The organism is Anaerobacillus sp., from assembly GCF_046314235.1.
Lineage (GTDB): Bacteria > Bacillota > Bacilli > Bacillales > Anaerobacillaceae > Anaerobacillus.
In genome coordinates, this window is the sequence record NZ_JBKBWN010000005.1 from 40889 (window position 1) to 64322 (window position 23434).

General features: G+C 36.8%; 18 protein-coding genes. All 18 read right to left on the reverse strand.

Annotation, left to right across the window (positions count from 1 at the left end; translation table 11 throughout):
• Positions 1 to 16: 16 nt before the first annotated feature.
• Positions 17 to 787, reverse strand: a complete 771-nt coding sequence (locus ACK4M9_RS08185) for a class I SAM-dependent methyltransferase (RefSeq protein WP_409849268.1) — start codon at positions 785 to 787, stop codon at positions 17 to 19.
• Between the two features lie 241 nt (positions 788 to 1028).
• Positions 1029 to 2876, reverse strand: coding sequence for a DNA mismatch repair endonuclease MutL (gene mutL / locus ACK4M9_RS08190; RefSeq protein WP_409849270.1), 1848 nt, complete (start codon positions 2874 to 2876; stop codon positions 1029 to 1031).
• A gap of 27 nt (positions 2877 to 2903) precedes the next feature.
• On the reverse strand, positions 2904 to 5492 hold the full coding sequence (gene mutS / locus ACK4M9_RS08195) for a DNA mismatch repair protein MutS (protein ID WP_409849272.1): 2589 nt from the start codon (positions 5490 to 5492) through the stop codon (positions 2904 to 2906).
• 72 nt (positions 5493 to 5564) lie between these two features.
• Entirely contained in the window at positions 5565 to 6719 is a 1155-nt protein-coding gene (locus ACK4M9_RS08200) for a putative amidoligase domain-containing protein (RefSeq protein ID WP_409849274.1), read from the reverse strand.
• Between the two features lie 87 nt (positions 6720 to 6806).
• The gene (locus ACK4M9_RS08205; protein WP_409849276.1) at positions 6807 to 7379 is read right to left on the reverse strand and encodes an outer spore coat protein CotE; all 573 of its coding nucleotides are present in this window, start codon (positions 7377 to 7379) and stop codon (positions 6807 to 6809) included.
• Between the two features lie 455 nt (positions 7380 to 7834).
• Positions 7835 to 8239 carry a YlbF/YmcA family competence regulator gene (locus tag ACK4M9_RS08210; RefSeq protein ID WP_409849278.1) on the reverse strand — a complete coding sequence of 135 codons (405 nt, stop codon included), beginning with the start codon at positions 8237 to 8239 and terminating at the stop codon, positions 7835 to 7837.
• A complete protein-coding gene (gene miaB / locus ACK4M9_RS08215; protein ID WP_409849280.1) occupies positions 8239 to 9786 on the reverse strand; it encodes a tRNA (N6-isopentenyl adenosine(37)-C2)-methylthiotransferase MiaB in 1548 nt (515 codons plus the stop codon). Before miaB ends, ACK4M9_RS08210 begins: the two co-directional genes overlap by 1 nt.
• Before the next feature lie 378 nt (positions 9787 to 10164).
• Positions 10165 to 11031 carry a 2-oxoacid:ferredoxin oxidoreductase subunit beta gene (locus ACK4M9_RS08220; protein WP_409849282.1) on the reverse strand — a complete coding sequence of 289 codons (867 nt, stop codon included), beginning with the start codon at positions 11029 to 11031 and terminating at the stop codon, positions 10165 to 10167.
• Entirely contained in the window at positions 11032 to 12771 is a 1740-nt protein-coding gene (locus tag ACK4M9_RS08225) for a 2-oxoacid:acceptor oxidoreductase subunit alpha (RefSeq protein ID WP_409849284.1), read from the reverse strand.
• A gap of 699 nt (positions 12772 to 13470) precedes the next feature.
• Positions 13471 to 13731: a stage V sporulation protein S gene (locus ACK4M9_RS08230; RefSeq protein ID WP_261180152.1), complete on the reverse strand. Its 261-nt coding sequence runs from the start codon at positions 13729 to 13731 to the stop codon at positions 13471 to 13473.
• Between the two features lie 279 nt (positions 13732 to 14010).
• Positions 14011 to 14805, reverse strand: a complete 795-nt coding sequence (locus ACK4M9_RS08235; protein ID WP_409849286.1) for a TIGR00282 family metallophosphoesterase — start codon at positions 14803 to 14805, stop codon at positions 14011 to 14013.
• A gap of 109 nt (positions 14806 to 14914) precedes the next feature.
• A complete protein-coding gene (gene rny / locus ACK4M9_RS08240; protein ID WP_409849288.1) occupies positions 14915 to 16483 on the reverse strand; it encodes a ribonuclease Y in 1569 nt (522 codons plus the stop codon).
• A 345-nt stretch (positions 16484 to 16828) separates the two neighbouring features.
• Positions 16829 to 17878 (reverse strand): recombinase RecA, encoded by a 1050-nt coding sequence (recA, locus tag ACK4M9_RS08245; protein WP_409849290.1) that lies wholly within the window; start codon positions 17876 to 17878, stop codon positions 16829 to 16831.
• 457 nt (positions 17879 to 18335) lie between these two features.
• Positions 18336 to 19931 (reverse strand): DEAD/DEAH box helicase, encoded by a 1596-nt coding sequence (locus tag ACK4M9_RS08250; protein ID WP_409849292.1) that lies wholly within the window; start codon positions 19929 to 19931, stop codon positions 18336 to 18338.
• A 13-nt stretch (positions 19932 to 19944) separates the two neighbouring features.
• Positions 19945 to 21180, reverse strand: coding sequence for a competence/damage-inducible protein A (locus ACK4M9_RS08255; protein WP_409849294.1), 1236 nt, complete (start codon positions 21178 to 21180; stop codon positions 19945 to 19947).
• A 13-nt stretch (positions 21181 to 21193) separates the two neighbouring features.
• Positions 21194 to 21772: a CDP-diacylglycerol--glycerol-3-phosphate 3-phosphatidyltransferase gene (gene pgsA, locus ACK4M9_RS08260; RefSeq protein WP_409849296.1), complete on the reverse strand. Its 579-nt coding sequence runs from the start codon at positions 21770 to 21772 to the stop codon at positions 21194 to 21196.
• 118 nt (positions 21773 to 21890) lie between these two features.
• Entirely contained in the window at positions 21891 to 22385 is a 495-nt protein-coding gene (locus ACK4M9_RS08265; RefSeq protein WP_409849298.1) for a YajQ family cyclic di-GMP-binding protein, read from the reverse strand.
• Between the two features lie 172 nt (positions 22386 to 22557).
• Entirely contained in the window at positions 22558 to 23424 is an 867-nt protein-coding gene (locus ACK4M9_RS08270; protein ID WP_409849299.1) for a helix-turn-helix domain-containing protein, read from the reverse strand.
• Between the last annotated feature and the right edge of the window lie 10 nt (positions 23425 to 23434).

Here is a 23434-nt window from a genome sequence, read left to right on the forward strand (position 1 = left end):
CTCCTTTTTCAACCAATCATAATTCAATGGACGCATAATGAAATTGAGCTGTCACACGTTTATAGACATTGAAGTTAAACCTGTCAAAACGTGTACTTTGCCAATGGTCCTTCAATACTATCCGTTTTTTCGCCACACGTTTCGCCTCCTCAATTGTTTCCTCATCAAGGGAACGATATATTGCCATCTTCCTAATTGCATTTATACCCTCTGAATCAATTTTCGACTCAAACATTGGGTCAAAATAAACAACGTCAAAGGCGTTCTCTTTTTCATTACGTAAGTACTCAAGGTGATCAATGGAAAACACACTGATTTGCCGCATAGCCTCATTCATTTCAGGTAAGCCACTGTCCCAATTGCTTAGCCCTTCACTTACTAAATAAGCTAAAAAACGATTTCCTTCTGTACTAACTATTTTCCCAAATTTTCCAATCGCGACGCTTGATACTATACTATCAGATGCAAGACCTAAAGTACAATCAAGGATTGACATACCACTTGTCAGTTTTGTTGCTTGTAGAAACAGATCAGATTCACCTCTTAAAATTCGTTTAACTCTGAACATAGCCGAACTAGGATGAAAAAAAGTCGGTTTATCTGTTCCTAATTGATGAATAGATAAGCGGTTAGCTGCAACAACAAATATGTCACTTTGATATTGATTTTGGATAGTTGAAATCGATTCTTTCTCTCGCTTAATTATCGGTAAATCAAGGTCTAAAGATACTATTCGGGCTCTTGCTATTATGTCATCCGTTGGTCGTAGCGAAGTTGTTACAATCATATTTCTCCTCTTGTGTCTCACGTAATAATTATTCAATAGTTTTGCTAATTGAATGAATAGACATTTCTTATAATGACCTCTACCCATGTTTCTCTCATATTATAGTATCTTATTTGTTACCATGCAAACTTAGTGAAACAATTCATAAAAAAACTTGCGTGAATACAAAGTTAAGATTTGTATTCACGCAAGTTTTGTTTATATAGAATATTTATTTATTGTATAACTGGTTATTTGATACCTACATAATTCGCTTAAACATTTTTTCCATTTCATAGGTCGTAAAGTGAATAAAAATAGGTCTACCATGAGGACAAGTAAAAGGATCCTCACATTTTCGTAACGTTTCAAGAAGATTGAACATCTCATCGTTCCGTAAATGGCGATTTGCTTTGATCGCCGCTTTACAAGACATTAATATCGCCGCCTCTTCACGAAGCTTTCCTAGTGTTACCTTCTTACCGTTTAACACTTCTTCGACTATATCTTTAATAATTTCTTCCTCTAGACCTGCTGGGAACCAAGTAGGGTGTGACCGAACGATAAAGCTGTGTTGACCAAAAGGTTCCATAAAAACACCTAAATCTTCCAGAGCTGCTTCATTCGCTTTAATACGTTCAATTTCTGACCCTGTAAACTCAAACGAAATTGGGACTAATAAATCTTGTAATTGTTTTTGGTCTTCTTTTACCTTTTCCCGAAAATATTCGTATTTAATCCGCTCTTGAGCTGCATGCTGATCAAGAATATACAAGCCTTTGTCATTTTGAGCAAGAATATAAGTCCCGTGCATTTGACCAATAGGGTAGAGCACTGGTACCCGTTCTCTAAGAGGCATTTCTTGTTCAGCTGGAAGACTTTTTTTAAAATCAAATTCAGTTACAACAGTTTCCCTTGTCTCTATTGATACTATTGGTTCTACTTCCTCAACTCGTTTTTGCTCTAAAGTCTCTCGCAAAATCATCTTTTCTGTATTTCGAAAACGCGGTTCTTCTTCAGGTTTGTCCGTATCAGTCTTTTCAACTTGATGTTCAAGAGCAAAGGCTAGTTGTTCTGATTTTTCTTTTTCTGTTGCTAGCTGCTTCTTTACTTCAGGAATTAATTGCACTTGTTTGAAGGTTGATTTAACCGTTTCAGTCACAAGCTTATTTAGCTCGTCTTCTTTACTGAGTCTTACCTCTAATTTAGAAGGGTGCACGTTTACATCGATTAATGTCGGATCCATTTCAACTTGAAGCACAACTACTGGGTAGCGGCCGATCGGTAATAATGTATGGTAGCCATCTTGGATTGCCTTCGTTAATGGGAAGTTTTTTATATAACGATAGTTAATAAACGTCGACATATATTGCCTTGATGCTCTCGTGACCTCTGGTTTGCAGACATATCCTGAAATCTTAAAATCTAAGGATGAATTTTCAAAGTAGAGCATTTGTTTTGCAATGTTTATCCCATAAATAGACGCAATCACCTGTCTTAAGTCGCCGTTTCCAGTAGATGAAAACACCTTTTTACCATTATGATCTAGGCGAAACGATACACTCGGATAGGCTAGCGCGAGACGATAAACATAATCAGTAATATTCCCGAGCTCGGTATGAATTGTCTTCAAATATTTTAATCTAGCAGGTGTATTATAAAAAAGATTCGTTATTGTAATATCGGTACCTTTTCGACTAGATGCTGAACCATGTTCAACGATTTTACCACCTTCAATAACAAGGACAGTCCCGACTTGTGAACCAGTATTTGTTTTTAATTGAAGATGCGACACAGATGCAATACTAGGTAATGCTTCACCACGAAAACCTAACGTACGAATTCGAAATAAATCTTTATCGGTGCGGATTTTACTAGTCGCATGGCGGTGAAAGGCAAGCAAACAATCTTCGGCTTCAATTCCATCGCCATTATCAACTATGCGAATTTTTTGTAACCCACCTTCTTCAATTTCGATGTGGATTGTCGTACTGTTGGCATCGATCGAATTTTCAACTAACTCTTTTACAATCGATGCTGGTCGTTCAACTACTTCACCTGCGGCTATTTTATTTGATAAATTTTCATCTAGTTTAATGATTTTGGCCATGGGAATTCACCTTTTTCTATGTTTCAACTATTTTAGCTTTTTTTGCAATTCATTCAGTTTCTGTATCGCTTCAATAGGAGTAATGTTCAATATATCTAATTTTTTTAATGAAGCTATCACTTTCTTTTCATCATCACTCACACTTGCTTTCGCATGTTTTTTTGAGACTTCTGTCGCTTCGGCAAATAGAGATAATTGAATTGGCGTTTCTGTTTCGACGCTTTGTTTGAACACTGACTGTTTTTCCAATGTTACTAAAATTGTTTTTGCTCTAGAGATGACCTGCTTAGGTAATTCTGCTAGTTCAGCTACATATATCCCATAACTTTTATCAGCTTGTCCATCTATTACTTTGTGTAAAAAGACAACTTTCCCATTTTCCTCAATCGCACTTACATGAACATTTTTTAAGGAAGAAAGCTCATCTTCAAGTACTGTTAGCTCATGATAATGGGTGGAGAATAAAGTTTTAGCTCCGACTTCTTCATGGATATACTCGATGATCGCCTGGGCTAATGCCATTCCATCATAGGTTGATGTACCTCTCCCAATTTCGTCTAATAAAATTAAACTGTTTTGGGTTGCTTTAGAAATTGCATTTTTCGTTTCTAACATCTCCACCATAAATGTACTCTGTCCACTAGCAAGATCATCCGCTGCTCCTATTCTCGTAAATACTTGGTCAAAAATTGGAACTTTAACAGAACTAGCAGGAACATAGCAGCCAATTTGAGCTAAGATTGAAATAAGTGCTAATTGACGCATATACGTACTTTTACCAGCCATGTTAGGTCCAGTAATTAAGAGAACTTCCCTTTCTTCGTTCATGATCACATCATTAGGAACATATTCTCCTGTACGAAGGACTTTTTCAACAACAGGATGACGGCCATCTACGATTGAAATTTGCCGATCTTCATTAAATTCTGGCTTTGTATAATGATTTTCTTCACTAACTTGAGCAAAGCTTTGTAAGCAATCTAGCTCACTAATCTTTTTTGCAACATATTGAAGTTTAGAAATGTACTGTTTAACATTTTCGCGAATTTGCAAAAACAAGTCATATTCAAGTTGTTCAATTTTTTCTTCGGCTTCAAGGATCAACGTTTCTTTTGCCTTAAGCTCTGGTGTAATAAATCTTTCTGCATTAGAAAGAGTTTGCTTCCTTTCATAACGACCTTCAGGTAGGTTTACGAGGTTAGCTCTTGTTACTTCAATATAATAACCAAAGACTTTGTTGTACCCTACCTTTAAAGACTTAATTCCAGTCGCTTGTCGTTCTTGTTGTTCTAGTTCAGTAATCCAACTCTTTCCGTTACGGCTTACATAACGATATTGATCAAGTTGTTCGTTATACCCATCTCGGATAATTCCACCTTCCTTGATTGATATAGGTGGATCTTCTTTTAGTGCAGTTTGCAGGATCGTAAAAAGTTCTTCACACAAATCAATATCTTTGACTAGTTCCTGACCATAAGGATTATTCAATTCAATAACGGTAGAGACAATTTTAGGAATTTGCTGTAAAGACCGCTTCAATTGCACTAGCTCGCGAGCATTTACATTTCCATAAGCAACTTTCCCGGCAAGACGTTCTAAGTCATAGACCTCTTTTAGTAATTCCCGTAATTCTTCCCTTTCGAAAAACTGATTCAGGAGCGTTTCTACCATGTTTAAACGCTGTTCAATTTGCTTCTTATTTAATAAGGGGCGTTCTAGCCATTGTTTTAATAATCTTCCACCCATTGCTGTTACAGTCTTATCTAGTAACCATAAAAGTGAACCTTTCTTTTTCTTATCACGGATGGTTTCAATTAGCTCCAAATTCCGTTTAGAATGAAGATCAAGTCTCATAAAGTCAGTTGGAGTATAATACACAACTGGTTGTAAATGATCTAATGAACGTTTTTGTGTTCGAACCAAATAAGAACTTAAACGCCCAAACGTCTGGATTAGTTTTCGTTGCCCAAGTTCATCACATAGCGGCAAAAACGACTCAGGCGGTTGATCACTATCCTCATATGAGGAAGTTACTTGGATTTGTTGCAACAATTGTTTAATTTTCTCTTCACAATGATTGGTCGCAAAAATAATCTCCTTTGCTCCAGAGGTAGCAATTTCATTAATAACATCTTGCCAACTTCCACCCAGGATCGTAACAAAATTTTCCCCAGTTGTTAAGTCGGTGAGCGCTAAGCCGTAAGTTTCATCGCCAAAATCAGTGACTGAAGCAATATAATTATTTTCTTTATCCTGAATGATTTTCCCTTCCATTACAGTTCCTGGAGTAATTAATTTTACAACTTCACGTCTCACAACGCCCTTTGCGTGTTTTGGATCTTCTGTTTGCTCGCATAGTGCTACCTTGTAGCCCTTTTCTATTAATTGCTGAATGTATTGCTCGGCTGCATGATATGGTACCCCACACATCGGGATTCGCTCACTATCGGCTCCTGTTCCACGACTAGTTAACGTTATTTCTAGTTCTTTCGATGCAAGCTTCGCATCGTCAAAAAACATCTCATAAAAATCTCCTAAGCGAAAAAATAAAAAGGCATCGATGTATTGTGCCTTTATTGCTAAATATTGTTTTATCATAGGCGTATGTTCTGCCATTGATTTTACCCCCATGTCTTAGTCTTCAATAGTTAATAGTATACCATACTGATAGGGGATTTCTCGAGTATTTCAAAGTTTTTTAAGATAAGAGACAAAAGGTTCAAAGAGCCTCTCTCCTTTTTTTTCTGCAAATTTTTTTTTATTATCCTTTTCCCATTGATCTAATTGATAATTTTGATGGTCTTTATTGTAATAGCTAGTTACACTAGCCCTATTTAGTTCTAATGTCTCTATATGATGAGCATTCGTGATTAAATATTCAATCCAAAGTAGCAGTGGTAAGCAACTTGGAATGATGTGAAACCACGTTGGCAAAACTCTGTATTCAAAACCGTTGTATTGATTTTTCCTAACAGCACCAAGCATTCCATAGCTAGTTCTACGCTCAAAGGATGGGTTTTTATCCGCGAGAGCATAGGGGATTGCCACATATTGATCTAACAGTCGTACATGTTGAAACGTAAATGGAGTATTACCAAAATGAATATGTCCACCAAGAAAAAAGCGGCCAAACGGGTTTGGATCCGTAATAATCTGCAAGTCGAAAATTTGGGTTTGCCTTTTAAATTTCTGAAATAGGATCATTAAGTGATTATGTAAATCCTCAATTTTGGAAGCTGGTTTAGGACGGATCTCGAATATCGGGTGAGCAACGCGATTTTTATGGATTGCAATCGCATCGTCATATCCAAATTGCATATTTTTTAGCAAATGACCGTTCATAAACTTAAATGTTTTGTTATTTCGGAGCATCAATTCCAAGTCTGCACCGAATGTGACTTGGTCATCTTTATGGGAATTTCTAATATAAGCTGCTAAATACTCCTGTTCACTATAGGTAAGTTGCTCTACAGTAAGACTCTGTAACTGAACAACTTGTACACCTTTTTTACTACAGCGCTGAACAATACACTCCCCAAGTGGTGTATTTGTCAAATATAAGCAATGAAGGGCAAAATCTTTTAGTTCTTGTTCATAATAAAAAGACTTTTGGTCGGTCTCTTCCCAAATAGGTTTTGATTTAGTCAATAAAGGGGAATTAAAATCGCTTCGTTTTGCAGATAAGATTGTATAGTGAAAAGCCCTCACCTTCAGCATTGTTCTTCTATTAGCAAAGTTTCTTGAAACTTTAATCAGATGATTTTCTAGCGACATTATAGGTTGTTGCACTAATTTATAATTAATCCTTCTATGAAAACTGTTAATCTCATTTTCTAAATTCATTAGAAGACTCCTTCCCACCTTAACTCTGAAAGCTTAAACCTCGGTAAAGATAAAAAATAGGAAGAAGTAAACTTCTTCCTACCAAGACTATTCTTCTAATTCGCCAGTTAAGAAATTAGGGTCCAAATCTTCAAATTCTTCATCTTCTACATCATAGTCCCAAGTTTTAGCATCAAGATCATCAGAAATTCCGTCTGGATTTACATAAACGCAAACTTTTGTTTCACCAATGACTTCTACTAAAAACTCTCGCTCTACTTGAACAATGACACTTGTTCCATTAGGAGCAATTGTAGCCTCAAGCGTATTCGGTTGTTGAATCGCTCTTGCAATTACTTCTAAATCATCACTTAAGACGTTTTTGTCTTGTAAAGTTAGTGGAACTACATCCGTATAAGTAACAGTTTCTGTAGCAACTTCAGTCTTCGTATTGTTACTGTAAGAAAACCAAATATTAGCGTCGTAACTTCCACGAATTTCAATGCAGTCTCCCTTTTTTTCCGCTTCATACTTATGGTTAATAATCCAGCACCCTAAAATACTTGACGGCTTATGGGAAGGGCGTATCGTATGACTAGTCTGTGAGAATTTCCTCCCTTTTCCACAAACGGCTTTTGTTATAATCTCTCTGTAGTTTAATCCATTTTCTGTTTGTGACATTTGTTTTTACCCTCCTCAAACAATTGGTTGTTCTCCGCGGAGCATTTACAAATTATAAAAGCTCCCCCCAAACAGTCTTCACTCTCATCCTATGCAAGACAAATGACTATTGTGCTAACAATTTGGGAATAAAGTTAGAAATCTTAACTTAGCCTATAAAATAGGACATCGTGTTAATTTTTCTCCTTTTCTTTCAAACTACAAAATTATTCTATTATTTCCATATTACATAGATATTAAAGCATATGAGAAAACATTCTTAGTTGTGAAAATTTCCTTTGCTTTTTCATTCATATATATGGAAGAATTCTTCGATTCATGCTTAAAACTTTTAGTCATTCTAGTACGGTACGTGAAATTTTATCTATACTAAAAAACTAGCTCGCAAAACTTAACGTTAATTAAGCTGCGAGCTAGTTTTAGTTATCTAAAGTTGTCTTCTCGACACCTTCATTTTATTTTTTAGTTGTCGTTCCTCTAAGAAGATCCCCACCAGTTGATTTAATTATTTCATCAGTTACTGTGTTCGTAATCGTAGTGGCTACGAGTTGTAACAATGCATTTACATCAAGTTGGCTTTGTTTAAATTCTTTTACTAATGGGATTTCATCTAATTCATCTTGAAGCTCATCAATTTTTTGATCTGCCTTTTTTTGAGCTTCACCCTTGCCGTAATGTTCTAAGTTTACAGCTTCTTTTTGGGTACGTTTAATTTGACTAATCAACTGTTGTACTTTTATGTTTTCGTTAACTTGCAATTCGGCACGTTTAAAGAATTCAACTTCTTCCGTTTCTGCAATCATTTTCGCAATCTCTTCTGCTTTTGCGATAATTTCATCTTTAGTATATGTTTTCGCCATTATGCTTTCACCTCTGCATTTTCAACTACTTGGCCATTTAGCGACCAAGTTTTTGCTTCTATTATTTTAACATGAACAATCTCTCCAATAATAGATCTATCTCCCGCAAAATTGACAAGTTTATTTGTTCGCGTTCGTCCTGAAAGAATATCAGGGTTTTTCTTACTTTCACCTTCAACAAGAACTTCTACAATTGTTCCTTCTAGTTGCTTATTCTTCATTGCCGACAATTCGTTAATGACATCATTTAATCTTTGTAGTCGATCTCGCTTCACTTCTAGTGGGACATTATCCTCCATTTTAGCTGCAGGAGTACCTTCTCTAGGTGAGTAAATATATGAATATGCACTATCATACTCGATCTCTTTCATAAGCGATAAGGTATCTTGGAACTGTTCCTCAGTTTCGTTTGGAAACCCAACGATAATATCGGTAGTAAGAGTTGCATTTGGAACTTTCTCTTTAATTTTATTAGCTAATTCAACATATTGTTCTCGTGTATATTTTCTTGCCATTAATTTTAATATTTCTGTATTCCCACTTTGAACTGGTAGATGAATATGTTCGACAAGGTTTCCCCCTTGCGCAAGTACTTCGATTAGATGGTCATCAAAATCACGTGGATGACTCGTCGTAAATCGAATTCTTGGAATATCAATTTTCCGAATTTCATTCATTAGATCACCAAGACCATAGTTCACATCAGCAAAGTCTTTTCCATAGGCATTAACATTTTGTCCTAATAACGTAATGTCTTTATAGCCGAGGCGAGCTAAATCACGAACTTCAGCAATAATGTCTTCAGGAAGACGGCTTCTTTCTTTCCCTCGCGTATAAGGTACGATACAGTACGTACAAAACTTGTCACAGCCATACATAATGTTTACCCAGCCTTGTAACTGACCACGACGCGCACGAGGCATATTCTCGATAATATCGCCTTCTTTTGACCATACCTCGACAACCATCTCTTTATTAAAAATGGCATCTTTTAATAAGTGTGGGAGACGATGAATGTTGTGTGTACCGAATATTAAATCAACATGCTGGTGCTTCTTTAAAATTCTGTTTACGACAGATTCTTCTTGTGACATGCACCCACAAACACCAATGACTAGCCCTGGTTTCTCAATTTTCAAAGGTTTTAGGTGACCGATTTCTCCAAAAACTTTATTTTCGGCATTTTCGCGAATTGCACAAGTATTTAGCAAGATCACATCTGCATCTTCAGTGCTTGACGTTGGTTCAAATCCCATGTCTAGCAATATTCCTGCCATATTCTCTGAATCGTGTTCATTCATTTGACAGCCGTAAGTGCGAACTAGAAACTTTTTACCATTTCCTAGACCTCGCATCTCTTCTGGAATATCAAAATCATAGTGAACTTGTACATCTTCTTTGCCACGACGTTTTGCATCTTTTAAACTCGGTTGTGTATATGTCGTTTGAAAGTATTGACCAAAATCTTTATTCTTCTGTTCGGATTTTTTGTCCGCAGAAGAAGGTTCTATATTTATTGTCATTTGCTTTTTTTGTTGTTCATTCATAGCATTATCTCCTTTTACTTAATTTACGTACCAATAGTCTAGTATAAAGGGTTCTGCTTCTAAACTCAATAGCTTCAATAAAAGTCGCTGAATTCCCTTTCTCTTCGCTGTAAAATTCTAACGAATTTTAGAGGCTCGTTCTAGGAACTTCAGCGACAACTTAAGCAACTTTCATAAAAACGATGCTGCCACCAGCTCAATGAAAAGTCGCTGGCTCCCCTTTCTCTTCGCTGTAAAACTCTAACGAATTTCAGAGGCTCCTACAAGGAAATCCAACGACAACTACTAGCTATAACAATGGATTCGGTTTATGATTAAAAAAAATTTGACATAGGAAAAGGTGTTCCTCTTAAGAACACCTTTCCTTATATAAAAATTTTACATAAACTCAGTTAATAATTCGTCAAAAGTTTCTTTGCCTAGAGAAAGATCTTGATTAACTAAAGGCGTTTCTTTAAAGCCATGAACTAGCTGCTCATAAGAAGGTCTCTCTTTATTCTGATAAATTAACCCTGTCACTAAACCATTATGTTCCATTAATGTGTTGACAGCTTGGGCTCGATTTGTAGGGTCATAGCCTTCAATCGAACTTAACTTAACAATATTTTCTTTAAACCATTCGTACGTATTAACTTTGTTAAACGTTACGCATGGACTAAATACGTTAATGAATGAAAAGCCTTTATGGTTAATACCTTGTTCAATAATTGATGTTAATTCTTTTAAATCACTTGAAAAGCTTTGAGCAACAAATCCTGCTCCAGCAGAAATGGCTAACTCCATAATACCGATCGCAGACTCAATGGAACCTGTTGGTGTACTCTTCGTTTTAAAGCCCATTTCACTTCTAGGTGATGTTTGGCCTTTTGTGAGACCGTAAATTTGGTTATCCATAACGATATATGTAATATCGATATTTCTTCTGATCGCATGAACCGTGTGACCCATACCGATCGCAAAACCATCACCATCTCCACCAGAAGCAATGACTGTTAAGTCACGGTTTGCCATTTTCACACCTTGGGCAATTGGTAACGAACGTCCGTGAATTCCATGGAACCCATAGGAATTAATGTAGCCTGAGATACGGCCCGAACAGCCAATCCCAGAAACAACGGCAAGGTTTTCTGGCTCAAGTCCTACGTTTGCTGCAGCCCTTTGAATAGCCGCTTGAACTGAAAAGTCTCCACACCCTGGGCACCAGTTAGGTTTGATATTATTTCGGAAGTCTTTAAATGTAGACATTTATAACAACTCCTTGCATTGATTATAAATTTCTGATGGCAGGAATGGATTTCCGTCAAACTTTAGAATGTTTTCTAACTTTGCGTTACTAACATTCATCTTAATAATTTGCGCAAGTTGTCCAGTCGCGTTATTTTCAACAACAACTACTTTTTTAGCCTTATCCATTAATGGCTTTAGCTCGTCAACTGGAAACGGATGCAATAAACGTACTTGTGCATGATTTACTTTCAAACCGTCTTTTTCGAAGCGAGGCAAGATCTCTTCAATTGTTCCTCTTGTTGAGTTGAAACCAATGACTAGTAAATCTGCTTCCTCATGAGGCGCATTCGCAAAAATCGGGTTTGGAAAATGCTTATGCAATGTATTAAGCTTCGTTAAACGCTTGTTCATTTGATTAATACGATTTGTTGGATCTTCAGATGGCTTTCCTTGCTCATTGTGTTCTACACCTGTAACATGGTGGATACCGTTTTTCATTCCAGGAATAACACGTGGTGAAATACCATCTTCTGTAACTTCATAACGTTTGAAGTACTCTCCATTTAAATCAGGAAGTTCAGCATTTAAATCAAGCTTTCCTCTACGAATTTGGAGACGATCGTAATTAAGCGGCTCAACTGTTTGTTTTCCTAAAGATAAAGCTAAATCTGTCAGGAGGATGACTGGACATTGATATTCTTCGGCGATATTAAACGCTTCTGCGCTATCATAAAATGCTTCTTCAACAGTACTAGGTGCAATGACGACTTTTGGGATTTCTCCATGTGTGCCGTAAATCATCGCCATTAAGTCTGACTGTTCTTGTTTTGTAGGTAACCCCGTACTTGGACCACCGCGTTGTGTATTGACAATGACTAATGGAATTTCAGTAATTCCCGCTAAGCCAATTGCTTCCATCATCAGCGATAATCCTGGCCCTGCTGAAGCAGTTAACGTTCTTACACCTGCATAATTGGCACCAATTGCCATTGTACAAGCTGATATTTCATCTTCAGTTTGAATTACAGTTCCACCAAATTCAGGTAATCTCTTTGTTAAATATTCCATTATTTCAGAAGCTGGCGTGATCGGATAAGCAGGCATGAATCTTGCTCCACCAGCAAGAGCTCCCATAGCAATTGCATGGTTACCAATCATAAACATCCGTTTTTTCCCATCAGCTTTTCCTAATTCAAGAGACAAAATTTGCTCGCCTGCGGCCTCTACTAAATAAGAAGCCCCCTGTTTAATTGCTTCCATATTCTTTTCGACAACTGAACTACCTTTACGAGAAAAGATTTCTTCGACTACTTCACGATACGCATTAGGATCTAATCCAAGAATTGCACTTGATGCACCAACAGCTACCATGTTTTTCATTAATGACGTTCCTAATTCACTAGCGATATCTGTAAATGGAACCGCATACAAAGTTCCTTTTGACCCTTCAGGTAGCTTTGGGCTGAATTTAGAGTCAGCGATAACAACACCGCCATCTCTCAATTCATGAATGTTTACATCGATCGTTTCCTGATCGAACGCAACTAGTATATCTAAATCATCGGAAATTGAGTTAATTGCATGTGTACTTACACGAATCTTATTGTTTGTGTGACCACCTTTAATACGAGAAGAAAAGTGACGGTAACCATAAAGATAATAGCCTAATCGATTTAGTGCTATTGCAAATATTTCACCGGTACTTTCGATACCTTCCCCTTGTTGTCCTCCAACTTTCCAGGAAAGTTGATTGATCATGCTCTCCACCCCTTTTGGTAAATGACAATTTCTAATGTCACTATTACATTGTAAATCTAGAATAAAATGTGACAAATTTGTTAATAGTTCGAACGATTACAATGATAGACCTAAAATACGGAAAAATCAAGCAATATCTTCAATGAATTCTGAATTAAATAAAACTATTTTTAACTTCATTTCTAGTAGTGAATATGTGCTTATAGTAAAGCATTGGTACAACAACTACACTCGCCAATATACGGTATAATTTCTTGATTTTTTATAGGTGAAAAATTATGTATTAAACTTTATTTTTTTAATGTTAAACTTCGTTACAGTAAATAGAGGATAACTCTCCTTAAAATCTCATAAAAAAGTCCGTTAGCGCAGATTAATTGTAAGCGGTTTCAAATAAATTTTATTAAATACTGAAATCCGTCATTACTAGACCATAGCATCACTCCACTTTAGAATATGTCACATAGTATGACTTCACCACTATTATACAAAATCCTGCAACAAAAAAATAGAAATTTGCATTTATTAGATTTTACCAACACCAACGGATCTCTAAATAGCTGCGTTACATAACAATGAGACTGTCCCATGAGTGTCAGAAAACCTCGGCTTGTTACAATAAATAGAGGAGGATATTTTTACACTCCATTTATTGTAGACGAGGTGACTGATACTATGCTTGGGACAGCCTCATTTAACCTATCTTGGTTCTATGATTAACTTTATTGCCGTTCGTTCCTCACCATCAATTTTTATGTCAGTAAATGCTGGAATACAGATTAAGTCGATTCCACTTGGGGCTACAAATCCTCTAGCAATCGCAACTGCTTTAATCGATTGGTTTAAGGCCCCTGCACCAATTGCTTGAATTTCTGCAGCACCTCGTTCTCGAATTACACCTGCAAGGGCACCAGCTACTGAGTTAGGATTAGATTTTGCTGAAACTTTTAATACTTCCATTTCTTTGAACCTCCTCAATGTCAAACTTGTTTAATTAATAGGGAATAAAAGCGTTGTTTTGTTCGTTGTCTGTGCTCCCAGAATATATGCCTTGTTCTGTATATATTCAAAATTAAACGTGATATTCCACATCAGAGGAGTTTTTATATCAAAATCTGCAAGCCACAAATGAGCTATTCAGACATACCTATTCTATACTAGCGAAAACGCACAAAAACACTAACTAGTAAGAAATAAACAGTGGCTTGCAGACGATTAGCAAATAGAAATACTCAAAGCTTAATCAAAAAATGGGTGGTCTTCATTTATAATAATCGGAGAAATCGATTGTGCAGCACCAGTATTTGAATCGGCAGTAATAATAACGCCATTTAATTGTTCCCGTCCTTTTGCAACTTCAAATCTTACAGGCAGACTTGTTAAGAACTTATTTAAAACTGCGCCCCGTTCCATCCCTAAAATACCATCATAGGGACCTGTCATTCCGACATCAGTCATATAGGCTGTCTTGTTAGGCAAAATACGATGGTCAGCCGTTTGAACGTGGGTATGTGTTCCAATAACCGCAGTGACCCTCCCATCCAAATACCAACCCATCGCCTGTTTTTCACTTGTAGCTTCAGCATGAAAGTCAACAAAAATGATTGGCGTTCTTTTCTTGACGATCGCGATCAATTCATCAACTTTTTTAAACGGACAATCTAAAGGTGGTAAGAACGTTCTCCCTTGAATATTAATGACACCAACTTCTAATTGGTTTACTTTTACAATTGTATAACCCTGACCAGGAACTCCTTCGGGAAAATTAGCAGGCCGGACTAGATTTGGACAATAATCAATAACTTCAATCAGTTCCCGTTGATCCCAAGTGTGGTTTCCTAGCGTAACAGCTTGAGCACCTAAATCAAGAATTTGCTTATAAATTTTTTCTGTTATGCCTTTTCCAGAGGCAGAATTTTCTCCATTTACAATCGTAACTGTTGGTTTGTATTTTTGCTTTAGTTTTGGCAAGTACGTTGCAAGCATGTCCCTTCCAGCAGAACCTACGACATCACCAATAAATAAAATTTTCATTAAATTACACCTCTATATGTACTTTTGTCTTGGATTGTATCAAATAGTCTTAAAAAGCGCAAAGACTGATTGATTTCTTCGGAAAAAAAATAAAGTGGCAAAAGCCACTTTATTTTGCATACTCAACTGCTCTGGTTTCACGAATGACAGTAACTTTAATGTGACCAGGGTAGTCAAGTTCTTCTTCAATTCTCTTGGTAATGTCTCTTGCTAATCGGTAAGCATCAGTATCATCAATTAATTCTGGCTTAACCATAATTCTCACTTCACGACCTGCTTGGATGGCGAACGTTTTCTCGACACCATCAAACGACTCAGATATCTCTTCTAGCTTCTCTAAGCGACGAATATACGTCTCAAGAGTTTCACGTCTAGCACCTGGTCGCGCAGCGGAAAGAGCGTCTGCAGCTGCCACAAGGCTTGCAATAATAGATGTTGCTTCTGTATCACCATGGTGGGATGCAATACTATTAATAACAACTGGATGTTCCTTATATTTCACTGCTAATTCGACACCAATTTCTACATGGCTTCCTTCTACCTCGTGATCAATTGCTTTACCAATATCATGAAGAAGTCCTGCTCTTTTTGCCAGTTGAACATCTTCTCCTAATTCAGCAGCCATAATTCCGGCTAATTGAGCAACTTCGATAGAATGCTTTAGAACATTTTGTCCATAACTCGTTCTGAACTTAAGTCTTCCGAGAATTTTGATTAGGTCTGGATGTAAACCATGAATTCCGATTTCAAACGTGGTTTGCTCTCCATACTCTCTAATCATTTCATCAACTTCACGTCTTGACTTGTCAACCATTTCTTCAATACGAGCTGGATGAATTCTTCCATCCTGAACTAACTTTTCAAGAGCGGTACGGGCAATTTCCCTTCTAATTGGATCAAATCCGGAAAGAATTACTGCCTCCGGTGTATCATCAATAATGAGATCAATACCAGTTAATGTTTCAAGGGCACGTATGTTACGACCTTCTCGTCCAATAATTCTTCCCTTCATTTCATCGTTTGGAAGAGTTACGACAGAGACGGTTGTTTCAGCAACATGATCTGCTGAACAGCGCTGAATCGCAAGTGAAACGATTTCTTTCGCTTTCTTATCAGCTTCTTCTTTTGCCCGAGTAACCATTTCTTTAACCATCAAAGCTGTTTCGTGAGTTAACTCATCTTTTACGTCTTTCATAATGATTTCTCTAGCTTCATCTCTAGTAAATCCTGAAATACGTTCAAGCTCAGCTTGCTGTTTTTGTACGAGTTCCTCCACTTTGCTATCCATCTCTTCAATATGTCGTTGTTTTTTGGTGAGAGCTTCCTCTCGCTTTTCCAATGATACCTCTTTTTTATCTAAGGTTTCACCTTTTCGATCAAGGATCTCTTCTTTTTGAACCAAACGATTCTCTTGTTTTTGAATCTCATTTCTTCGTTCACGAACATCACGTTCTGCATCTTGACGTAATTTATGAATTTCATCTTTCCCCTCAAGGACAGCTTCCTTCTTAAGTCGATCAGCTTCACGTTTACTTTCTTCAACAATTTGCTTAGCTGCATGTTCCGCACTAGAAATTTTCGCTTCTGCAATGGATTTTCGAACAAGATATCCAACAACTGCACTAATTGCTGCAGAGACAAGCAAAATGAAGATGAACACGTAAATGTTAATTTGCATACTTTCACCTCCCCTTGCTATCTAATTGTTGGGTTTTCATCATACATCATTTTTACATTCGTATTAAGGTGTGCACATCCAGCACCGGATACTTTTCTTATAAAATAAAAAAAATAGCCATTTAGTAAAATGCGGGTATTCTTAACAATTGTATAATTGGATGCTGTTATTGTCAAGCTTTGTCAACATTCATAAGTTCTAAACACCCTTTTTGAATTTTCATACATCAACCTTTAAAATTTCGATTTATTCCTAAAAAAGAGAAAAGAATGACCACGCATTCCTCCACTTCTTCGATTGCAATGAAAAGAAGTAGGGTTTAGCTTGAGTCATTCTTAATTATTGTTATTTTAAATCTAATGGTAAATCATCAAATTCATCATCAGTTGGCGCATCGACCTTAATCTCACCGTTTAATCCATAATGTTCACGGATTTTTGTCTCAATTGCCGTTGTTAAATCCGGATTTTCTTTTAAAAATTGCTTAGCATTTTCTCGACCTTGCCCTAAACGCTCTTCATTATATGAATACCAAGCACCACTTTTTAAAACAATGTCTAGTTCTGATCCAATATCTAAGATAGAACCTTCTCGAGAAATCCCTTCTCCGTACATAATATCAACTTCTGCTTGTTTAAATGGTGGCGCAACTTTATTCTTTACGACTTTTATTTTTGTTTTGTTACCAACCATGTCATTTCCTTGCTTCAGAACTTCTGCTCTACGAACCTCTAAACGAACTGACGAATAGAATTTTAGAGCACGTCCACCTGGTGTCACTTCAGGGTTTCCAAACATTACCCCTACTTTTTCACGAATTTGGTTAATAAAGATCGCTATAATTTTTGATTTATTAATTGCACCAGAAAGCTTTCTTAACGCTTGTGACATTAAACGCGCTTGAAGACCAACGTGACTATCACCCATTTCACCTTCGATCTCAGCTTTTGGTACAAGAGCTGCTACTGAGTCAATAACAAGAATATCTACTGCGCCACTACGAACCAACGCTTCGGCTATTTCTAACGCCTGTTCCCCAGTATCAGGTTGTGATAATAGTAACTCATCAATATTTACACCTAGCTTTTGAGCATAGATAGGATCTAGTGCATGCTCTGCATCAATAAATGCTGCTTGTCCACCTTGGCGTTGTACTTCGGCAATCGCATGAAGCGCCACTGTTGTTTTACCCGAAGATTCTGGACCGTAAATTTCGATAATTCTTCCTTTAGGATAGCCACCTACTCCTAGAGCAATATCTAATGCTAATGATCCACTAGAAGTTGTAGAAACCCTTTGTCCGGCTTGTTCACCTAACTTCATAATTGAACCTTTTCCAAATTGTTTCTCGATTTGGCGTAACGCCATATCTAATGCTGCTTTACGATCACCCATTGTTTCATCTCTCCTTGTATCTATCTTAAAATATAATTATTTATCTAATCAAAAACCTATATCAATATCATAACTTGTTTTTTGAGATTTGCCAATAGTTTTCCGAACATTTATTCGTCTTTTTTTATTTTTTTTATTTTTAGATCACATCGAAACCTATATAACAGAGAAAACCAAGCGCCACCAACTTCAATGAAAAGTCGCTTGATTACCTTTCGCTTCGCTGTATAACTCTAAAGATTTTTAGAGGCTCGTTCAAGGAAATCCAGCGGTATCTTCTAGAAAATTGTTTTCATGTCCTAATGAATTGTTGATAATAGTTCGATCCCAAAAAAAGTTTTCAAACAAAAAAACAAGAGACTAACAACCTATAGTATAAAGTAAGTTTAATGAGATAGAAAAAATTGTTCTCACGGTCAACGACTTTATCTAGAGGAGTCAGCCTCTTGTTTTTTTATTAGGGTCGATTAAAATTCTTTTCTCTTTTTGGTCTTGGCTTTGCTGGCTCTAAGTTGACCCTAGCGCCGTTTAACCGCGAGTAGCGTAATGCTTCATAGACGAAAGGAGCTACTTCTTCAGGAACCTCAATAAACGTAAAGTTTTCAAAAATGTCTATTCTACCCAGCGATTTGGTTGGAATGCCAACAAGCTCAGATACTTCATCAATAATTATTTTCGGTGTTAATTGGACGTTTCTACCGACATTGATAAAGAAACGAACCATTCCTTTAGCAGCACCGGTATCACCAAAGTTGTAGCTATCATCTTCGACATTAAACTCGCGATGGAAGGCAACCTTCATAAGCGCACTTGTAACTTTTTCAGCTGAATACTTGCTAAGCATTTCGTTAACTAGTGGCTCAAAAAATGAGAGCTCTTCATTCGCTTCAATAATTGAAATAAGCTGTTGTTTCCACAATTCTTGTTGCTTTTCAACCACATCCTCAATTGTCGGAATATCCTGAGAAGGAATAGCCATCTTAATTTCCGATTCAATCGAACGTAAATGTTTCATTTCCCGTGGCGTCACTAATGTTAAAGCTAATCCTTTTCTACCTGCACGTCCTGTTCGACCGATGCGGTGGACATAACTTTCCGGATCTTGAGGAATATCGTAATTAATGACGTGAGTAACATTATCGACATCAATTCCGCGCGCTGCAACATCTGTAGCAATTAAAAATTCAATGGTAGACTCACGGAACTTCTTCATTACACTGTCGCGTTGCATTTGTGTCAAGTCTCCATGAAGGCCATCAGCCATATATCCCCTAGCTTGAAGAGCTTCTGCTAATTCAGCTACACCTTTTTTTGTGCGACAAAATAGGATACCCAAATCAATTTCTTCACTATCAATAATTCTACATAGAGAATCTAATTTGTTTTTCTCTAATACTTTGAAATATACTTGATCAATCAATGGCGCCGTTACTTCACCTTTATTAATTGAAACAATCTGCGGTTGGTTCATGTATTTACGCGACAACTTAACAATCTCATGTGGCATTGTAGCTGAAAATAGTAGAGTCTGGCGCTCACCATTTACTTCTTTTAAGATCATTTCAATGTCTTCGACAAAGCCCATGTCTAGCATTTCATCTGCCTCGTCTAAAACAACTGTATGAACTTTATCTAATTTTAACGTTTTACGACGGAGATGGTCTAATACACGTCCGGGTGTACCAATCACAACATGGACACCTTGTTTCAGTGCACGAATTTGATGTCCAATCGATTGCCCACCATAAATTGGTAACGTACGAGTACGTTTAAATTTTGATAACTTTTGTAATTCGCCAGCTACTTGAATTGCTAGTTCTCTAGTAGGTGTTAGAATAATTGATTGCACATAAGGTGCATTGGAAACTTTATCAAGTAAAGGAATCCCAAATGCAGCAGTTTTCCCTGTTCCTGTTTGTGCTTGTCCAATTACATCCCCACCTTCAAGAATGACTGGAATTACTTTTTCTTGTATTGGTGATGGTGCTTCAAAACCCATCTCTTTTATTGCTTTTTTTATATCATTCGATATTTGAAAATCATCAAAATACATTGTTTTTGCCCCTTTAAGAAAATTGTTTCAATAAATAGTACAAGCCGTATTTAACTGACCTTGCTTGAATTTGTTCCCTAGTCCCTGCAAGTTTTAGAGGATAAATGCATGTTTCTTCTCCAGCCTTTGAGATTGCTATGTAAACTGTCCCTATCTCTTTATCCTCGATTTGCGTTGGTCCCGCTACTCCGGTAAAACTAATACCGACTTGCGCATTTAAAAGTTCTTTCACGTTTTCAGCCAAATACTTCGCGCACTCTCCACTTACAGCGCCAAACTCTTCAATAATCTCCTTTGGAACATGAAGAAGGGCTTGTTTTGCTTCATTACTGTAACAAATAATTCCACCTTTAAAAATGGCAGAAGTACCCGGGTTTATCGTTAATTCACTTGAAAATAAGCCCCCAGTAATACTCTCGGCAGCTGCGAGTGTTAGCTTTTGTTCGTTCAAGATCCTCGCTACTTCTTTAGATAAAGTAGTGTCGTCATAACCATAGAAAAACATCCCTACTCTTTCCAATATTCGCTTCTCTAATTGATCTAATAAATTCAGACCTTCGGATCTACTTTCATGCTTTACAGTTAAGCGAATCGTAACTTCTCCATCTTTCGCCAAAGGAGCGATTGTCGGATTCGATTGTGCTTCAATTAAATCAAGAAGTTCTGTTTCTAATTGCGACTCACCAATTCCATAAAAGTTCAATACTCTAGAAGTTATTTGTGCTGTTTTATCAAGCTTTGAAAACAAAAAAGGTAAACCATATGTCATAAACATTGGCTTCATTTCTTTTGGTGGTCCTGGTAAAAGTAAAAAATATATACCATCTTCGTTAAATGCCATCCCAGGAGCCATCCCTTGTTCATTTGCAAGGACATGAGAGCCTTCGATAACTAACGCTTGTTTACAATTATTTTTAGACATCACACGATTGCGCCGTTTAAAATAAGCCTCAATATTTAATAATGCGTCATTATCGATAATTAAAGAACGTCCTACCGCCGCGGCGATTGTCTCTTTTGTCAGATCATCCTTTGTTGGACCGAGCCCACCAGTAAAAATGATTAAGTTAGAACGTTGTTTTGCATTGTGAATAACTTCTCTTAGCCTATCACTATTGTCACCAACAACGGTATGGTAATAAACATTTATACCGATGCCAGCAAGTTCCTTTGAAAGAAATTGGGCATTTGTATTTGTTATTTGTCCTAATAATAGCTCAGAGCCAATTGCGATAATTTCTGCATTCAATAGAATCCCTCCGTTACTTCGATTTCAGGATAATATGTTTATTTTTCACAAAATAATCCCAACCTGAAACGATGGTTAATATTGTGGCGATCCAAACCGTAATGGTCGCAAAAGGAAACCCAATAATCGCAAATGGTAAGTTATGAAGCATTAATGCAGAAACAGCAATGATTTGAAATACTGTTTTCCATTTCCCTAAATTACTAGCTGCAATAACCTGCCCGTCGGCCGCTGCTACTAATCGAATTCCGGTTACAGCAAATTCTCTACTAATAATGATAATAGCGATCCAAGCGTATAGTAGTCCTAATTGAACAAGAGCAATTAAAGCAGCTGTCATTAATAACTTATCAGCCAGTGGATCAATAAATTTCCCAAAGTTTGTAACTAAGTTATATTTTCTAGCATAGTACCCGTCAAGCCAATCCGTACTAGCTGCGAGGATAAAAAGTAATGCACCTAATAAATGAGCCCAAGGTAATTCATGTCCGACTATTAAAAGGTCACCAAAGTTCAGTGGCGCTAGTAAAAAAAACATAAACAGGGGAATTAGAATAATTCGTGAAATTGTAATTTTATTCGGTATGTTCACAGGTATCCTCCATATCAATAGAAAAGCGCAGGGCGCAAAAAGTTTATACTTTTTATTTTAGTAAAGTGCAAGGCACTTCTAAAGCAATACAGCAAAAAATAAAGTTATGTAAGTAAAATTACCTCATATTCACATATTGAACCGGAAAATCTAAGTCCAATTGCTTAATTAACTGAATAATCGCTTGCAAATCATCAATACTTTTGGCAGTGACACGAACTTGATCATTTTGTATTTGTGCTTTTACCTTTAATTTCGAGTCACGAATTGCGATCGTTATTTTTTTAGCACGCTCTGTACTTATACCGGCAACTAAAGAAATCACTTGTCTTACTGTCCCACCAGAAGCTTTTTCAATTTTCCCAAAATCCATGACTTTTTGCGACAAACCTCTTTTAATAAATTTCATTTGTAAGATATCAATGACACTTTCAAGTTTATATTCATCGTCTGAAACAATCGTAATTTGGTGATCACCAGTACGTTCGATCGAGCTTTTAGATGCCTTAAAATCATAACGTGTTTTAATTTCTTTCACTGCTTGTAAAATTGCATTATCCACTTCTTGCATATTAACCTCTGAAACGATGTCAAAAGAATGCTCTTTTGCCATAATCATCATCCTCCCATTAAACATAAATATAATTTTAACATATTCCTAGTTCGATGTGTAATATTAGCATTAATTATAACATTTCCCTTTGATTTGGAGTATTACTTACTGTTGTATCGATTATATCTTAAAAAGAGCCATCACAGTGATGACTCTCGTTGAAGGTAACCATTTATTGAGGTGTGTCTTTTTGAAATTGAAACGTTACTTTTTGGTGAACAATTTCCTGTGGAAATTCAAATAACTCATCGTTAACAAATAAAGCGACATTATCAGATGCCCCAAAATTAAAATGAATTATTTCTTCTTCGGAGAAATCAAAGTTAAGTACTTTTCCAGCGTCAACGTTGTCAGCATAAAACGTCTTTCCTTTACGATTATCAATCCCGACATAACTCTTTCCTTGTAATTCTATCTTAAACAAGAATTCAGTTGCATTTTCAAGTTGATAAATCGTTTCTTTTCCTTTTGTTTCTACAAATATAAATTCTTGTTGGGGAACTTCTACTTCCATTTCGACTTCTTCCACTTCATCTTCCTGGTCAACTTCTTCTTCTTCACCTTCTTGTTTGAGGGCTACATCATCTCTCCCACCTGTAACAGGTGATTCAACTTGATTTTTCGGAATTGCCTCATCAAGTGGTTCATTTTCTTGAAAAAAGTACCATAATCCTACACCAATAGTAAGTAGAAAAACAATGGCGAGGACTGATGGAAGAAGGGCCAAAACCCTTTGCGTTTTCTTTGTCGCCACTGTTTTTCGCGACTTAACTCTTGGTGGAATTTCTGCTGAGCTCTTTGGTGCAGCCGGCAGTTCATTCGCATGCTCAACAAACAGTTGTTCTGGGTCAATTCCTACAGCTTCAGAATAACTTCTTACAAAAGCACGAGCATAAAACTTCCCAGGGAGCATCTCTAATTTCCCCTCTTCAATTGCTTGTAAATAGCGCTTTTGAATCTTCGTTATATTTTGAAGCTCTTCTAACGTGATCTTTTTTTCTTCCCTTGCATTTTTTAGCCGAAGCCCTAATTCTGACAATACTACCACC

Coding starts and splice junctions, on each gene's coding strand:
- ACK4M9_RS08205 (WP_409849276.1), bottom strand. CDS start 7,379: ATGTCACAAACAGAAAATGGATTAAACTACAGAGAGATTATAACAAAA.
- ACK4M9_RS08220 (WP_409849282.1), bottom strand. CDS start 11,031: ATGTCTACATTTAAAGACTTCCGAAATAATATCAAACCTAACTGGTGC.
- rny (WP_409849288.1), bottom strand. CDS start 16,483: ATGCAAATTAACATTTACGTGTTCATCTTCATTTTGCTTGTCTCTGCA.
- ACK4M9_RS08250 (WP_409849292.1), bottom strand. CDS start 19,931: ATGTATTTTGATGATTTTCAAATATCGAATGATATAAAAAAAGCAATA.
- mutS (WP_409849272.1), bottom strand. CDS start 5,492: ATGGCAGAACATACGCCTATGATAAAACAATATTTAGCAATAAAGGCA.
- ACK4M9_RS08200 (WP_409849274.1), bottom strand. CDS start 6,719: ATGAATTTAGAAAATGAGATTAACAGTTTTCATAGAAGGATTAATTAT.
- miaB (WP_409849280.1), bottom strand. CDS start 9,786: ATGAATGAACAACAAAAAAAGCAAATGACAATAAATATAGAACCTTCT.
- ACK4M9_RS08225 (WP_409849284.1), bottom strand. CDS start 12,771: ATGATCAATCAACTTTCCTGGAAAGTTGGAGGACAACAAGGGGAAGGT.
- recA (WP_409849290.1), bottom strand. CDS start 17,878: ATGGGTGATCGTAAAGCAGCATTAGATATGGCGTTACGCCAAATCGAG.
- ACK4M9_RS08210 (WP_409849278.1), bottom strand. CDS start 8,239: ATGGCGAAAACATATACTAAAGATGAAATTATCGCAAAAGCAGAAGAG.
- mutL (WP_409849270.1), bottom strand. CDS start 2,876: ATGGCCAAAATCATTAAACTAGATGAAAATTTATCAAATAAAATAGCC.
- ACK4M9_RS08265 (WP_409849298.1), bottom strand. CDS start 22,385: ATGGCAAAAGAGCATTCTTTTGACATCGTTTCAGAGGTTAATATGCAA.
- ACK4M9_RS08230 (WP_261180152.1), bottom strand. CDS start 13,731: ATGGAAGTATTAAAAGTTTCAGCAAAATCTAATCCTAACTCAGTAGCT.
- ACK4M9_RS08185 (WP_409849268.1), bottom strand. CDS start 787: ATGATTGTAACAACTTCGCTACGACCAACGGATGACATAATAGCAAGA.
- ACK4M9_RS08235 (WP_409849286.1), bottom strand. CDS start 14,805: ATGAAAATTTTATTTATTGGTGATGTCGTAGGTTCTGCTGGAAGGGAC.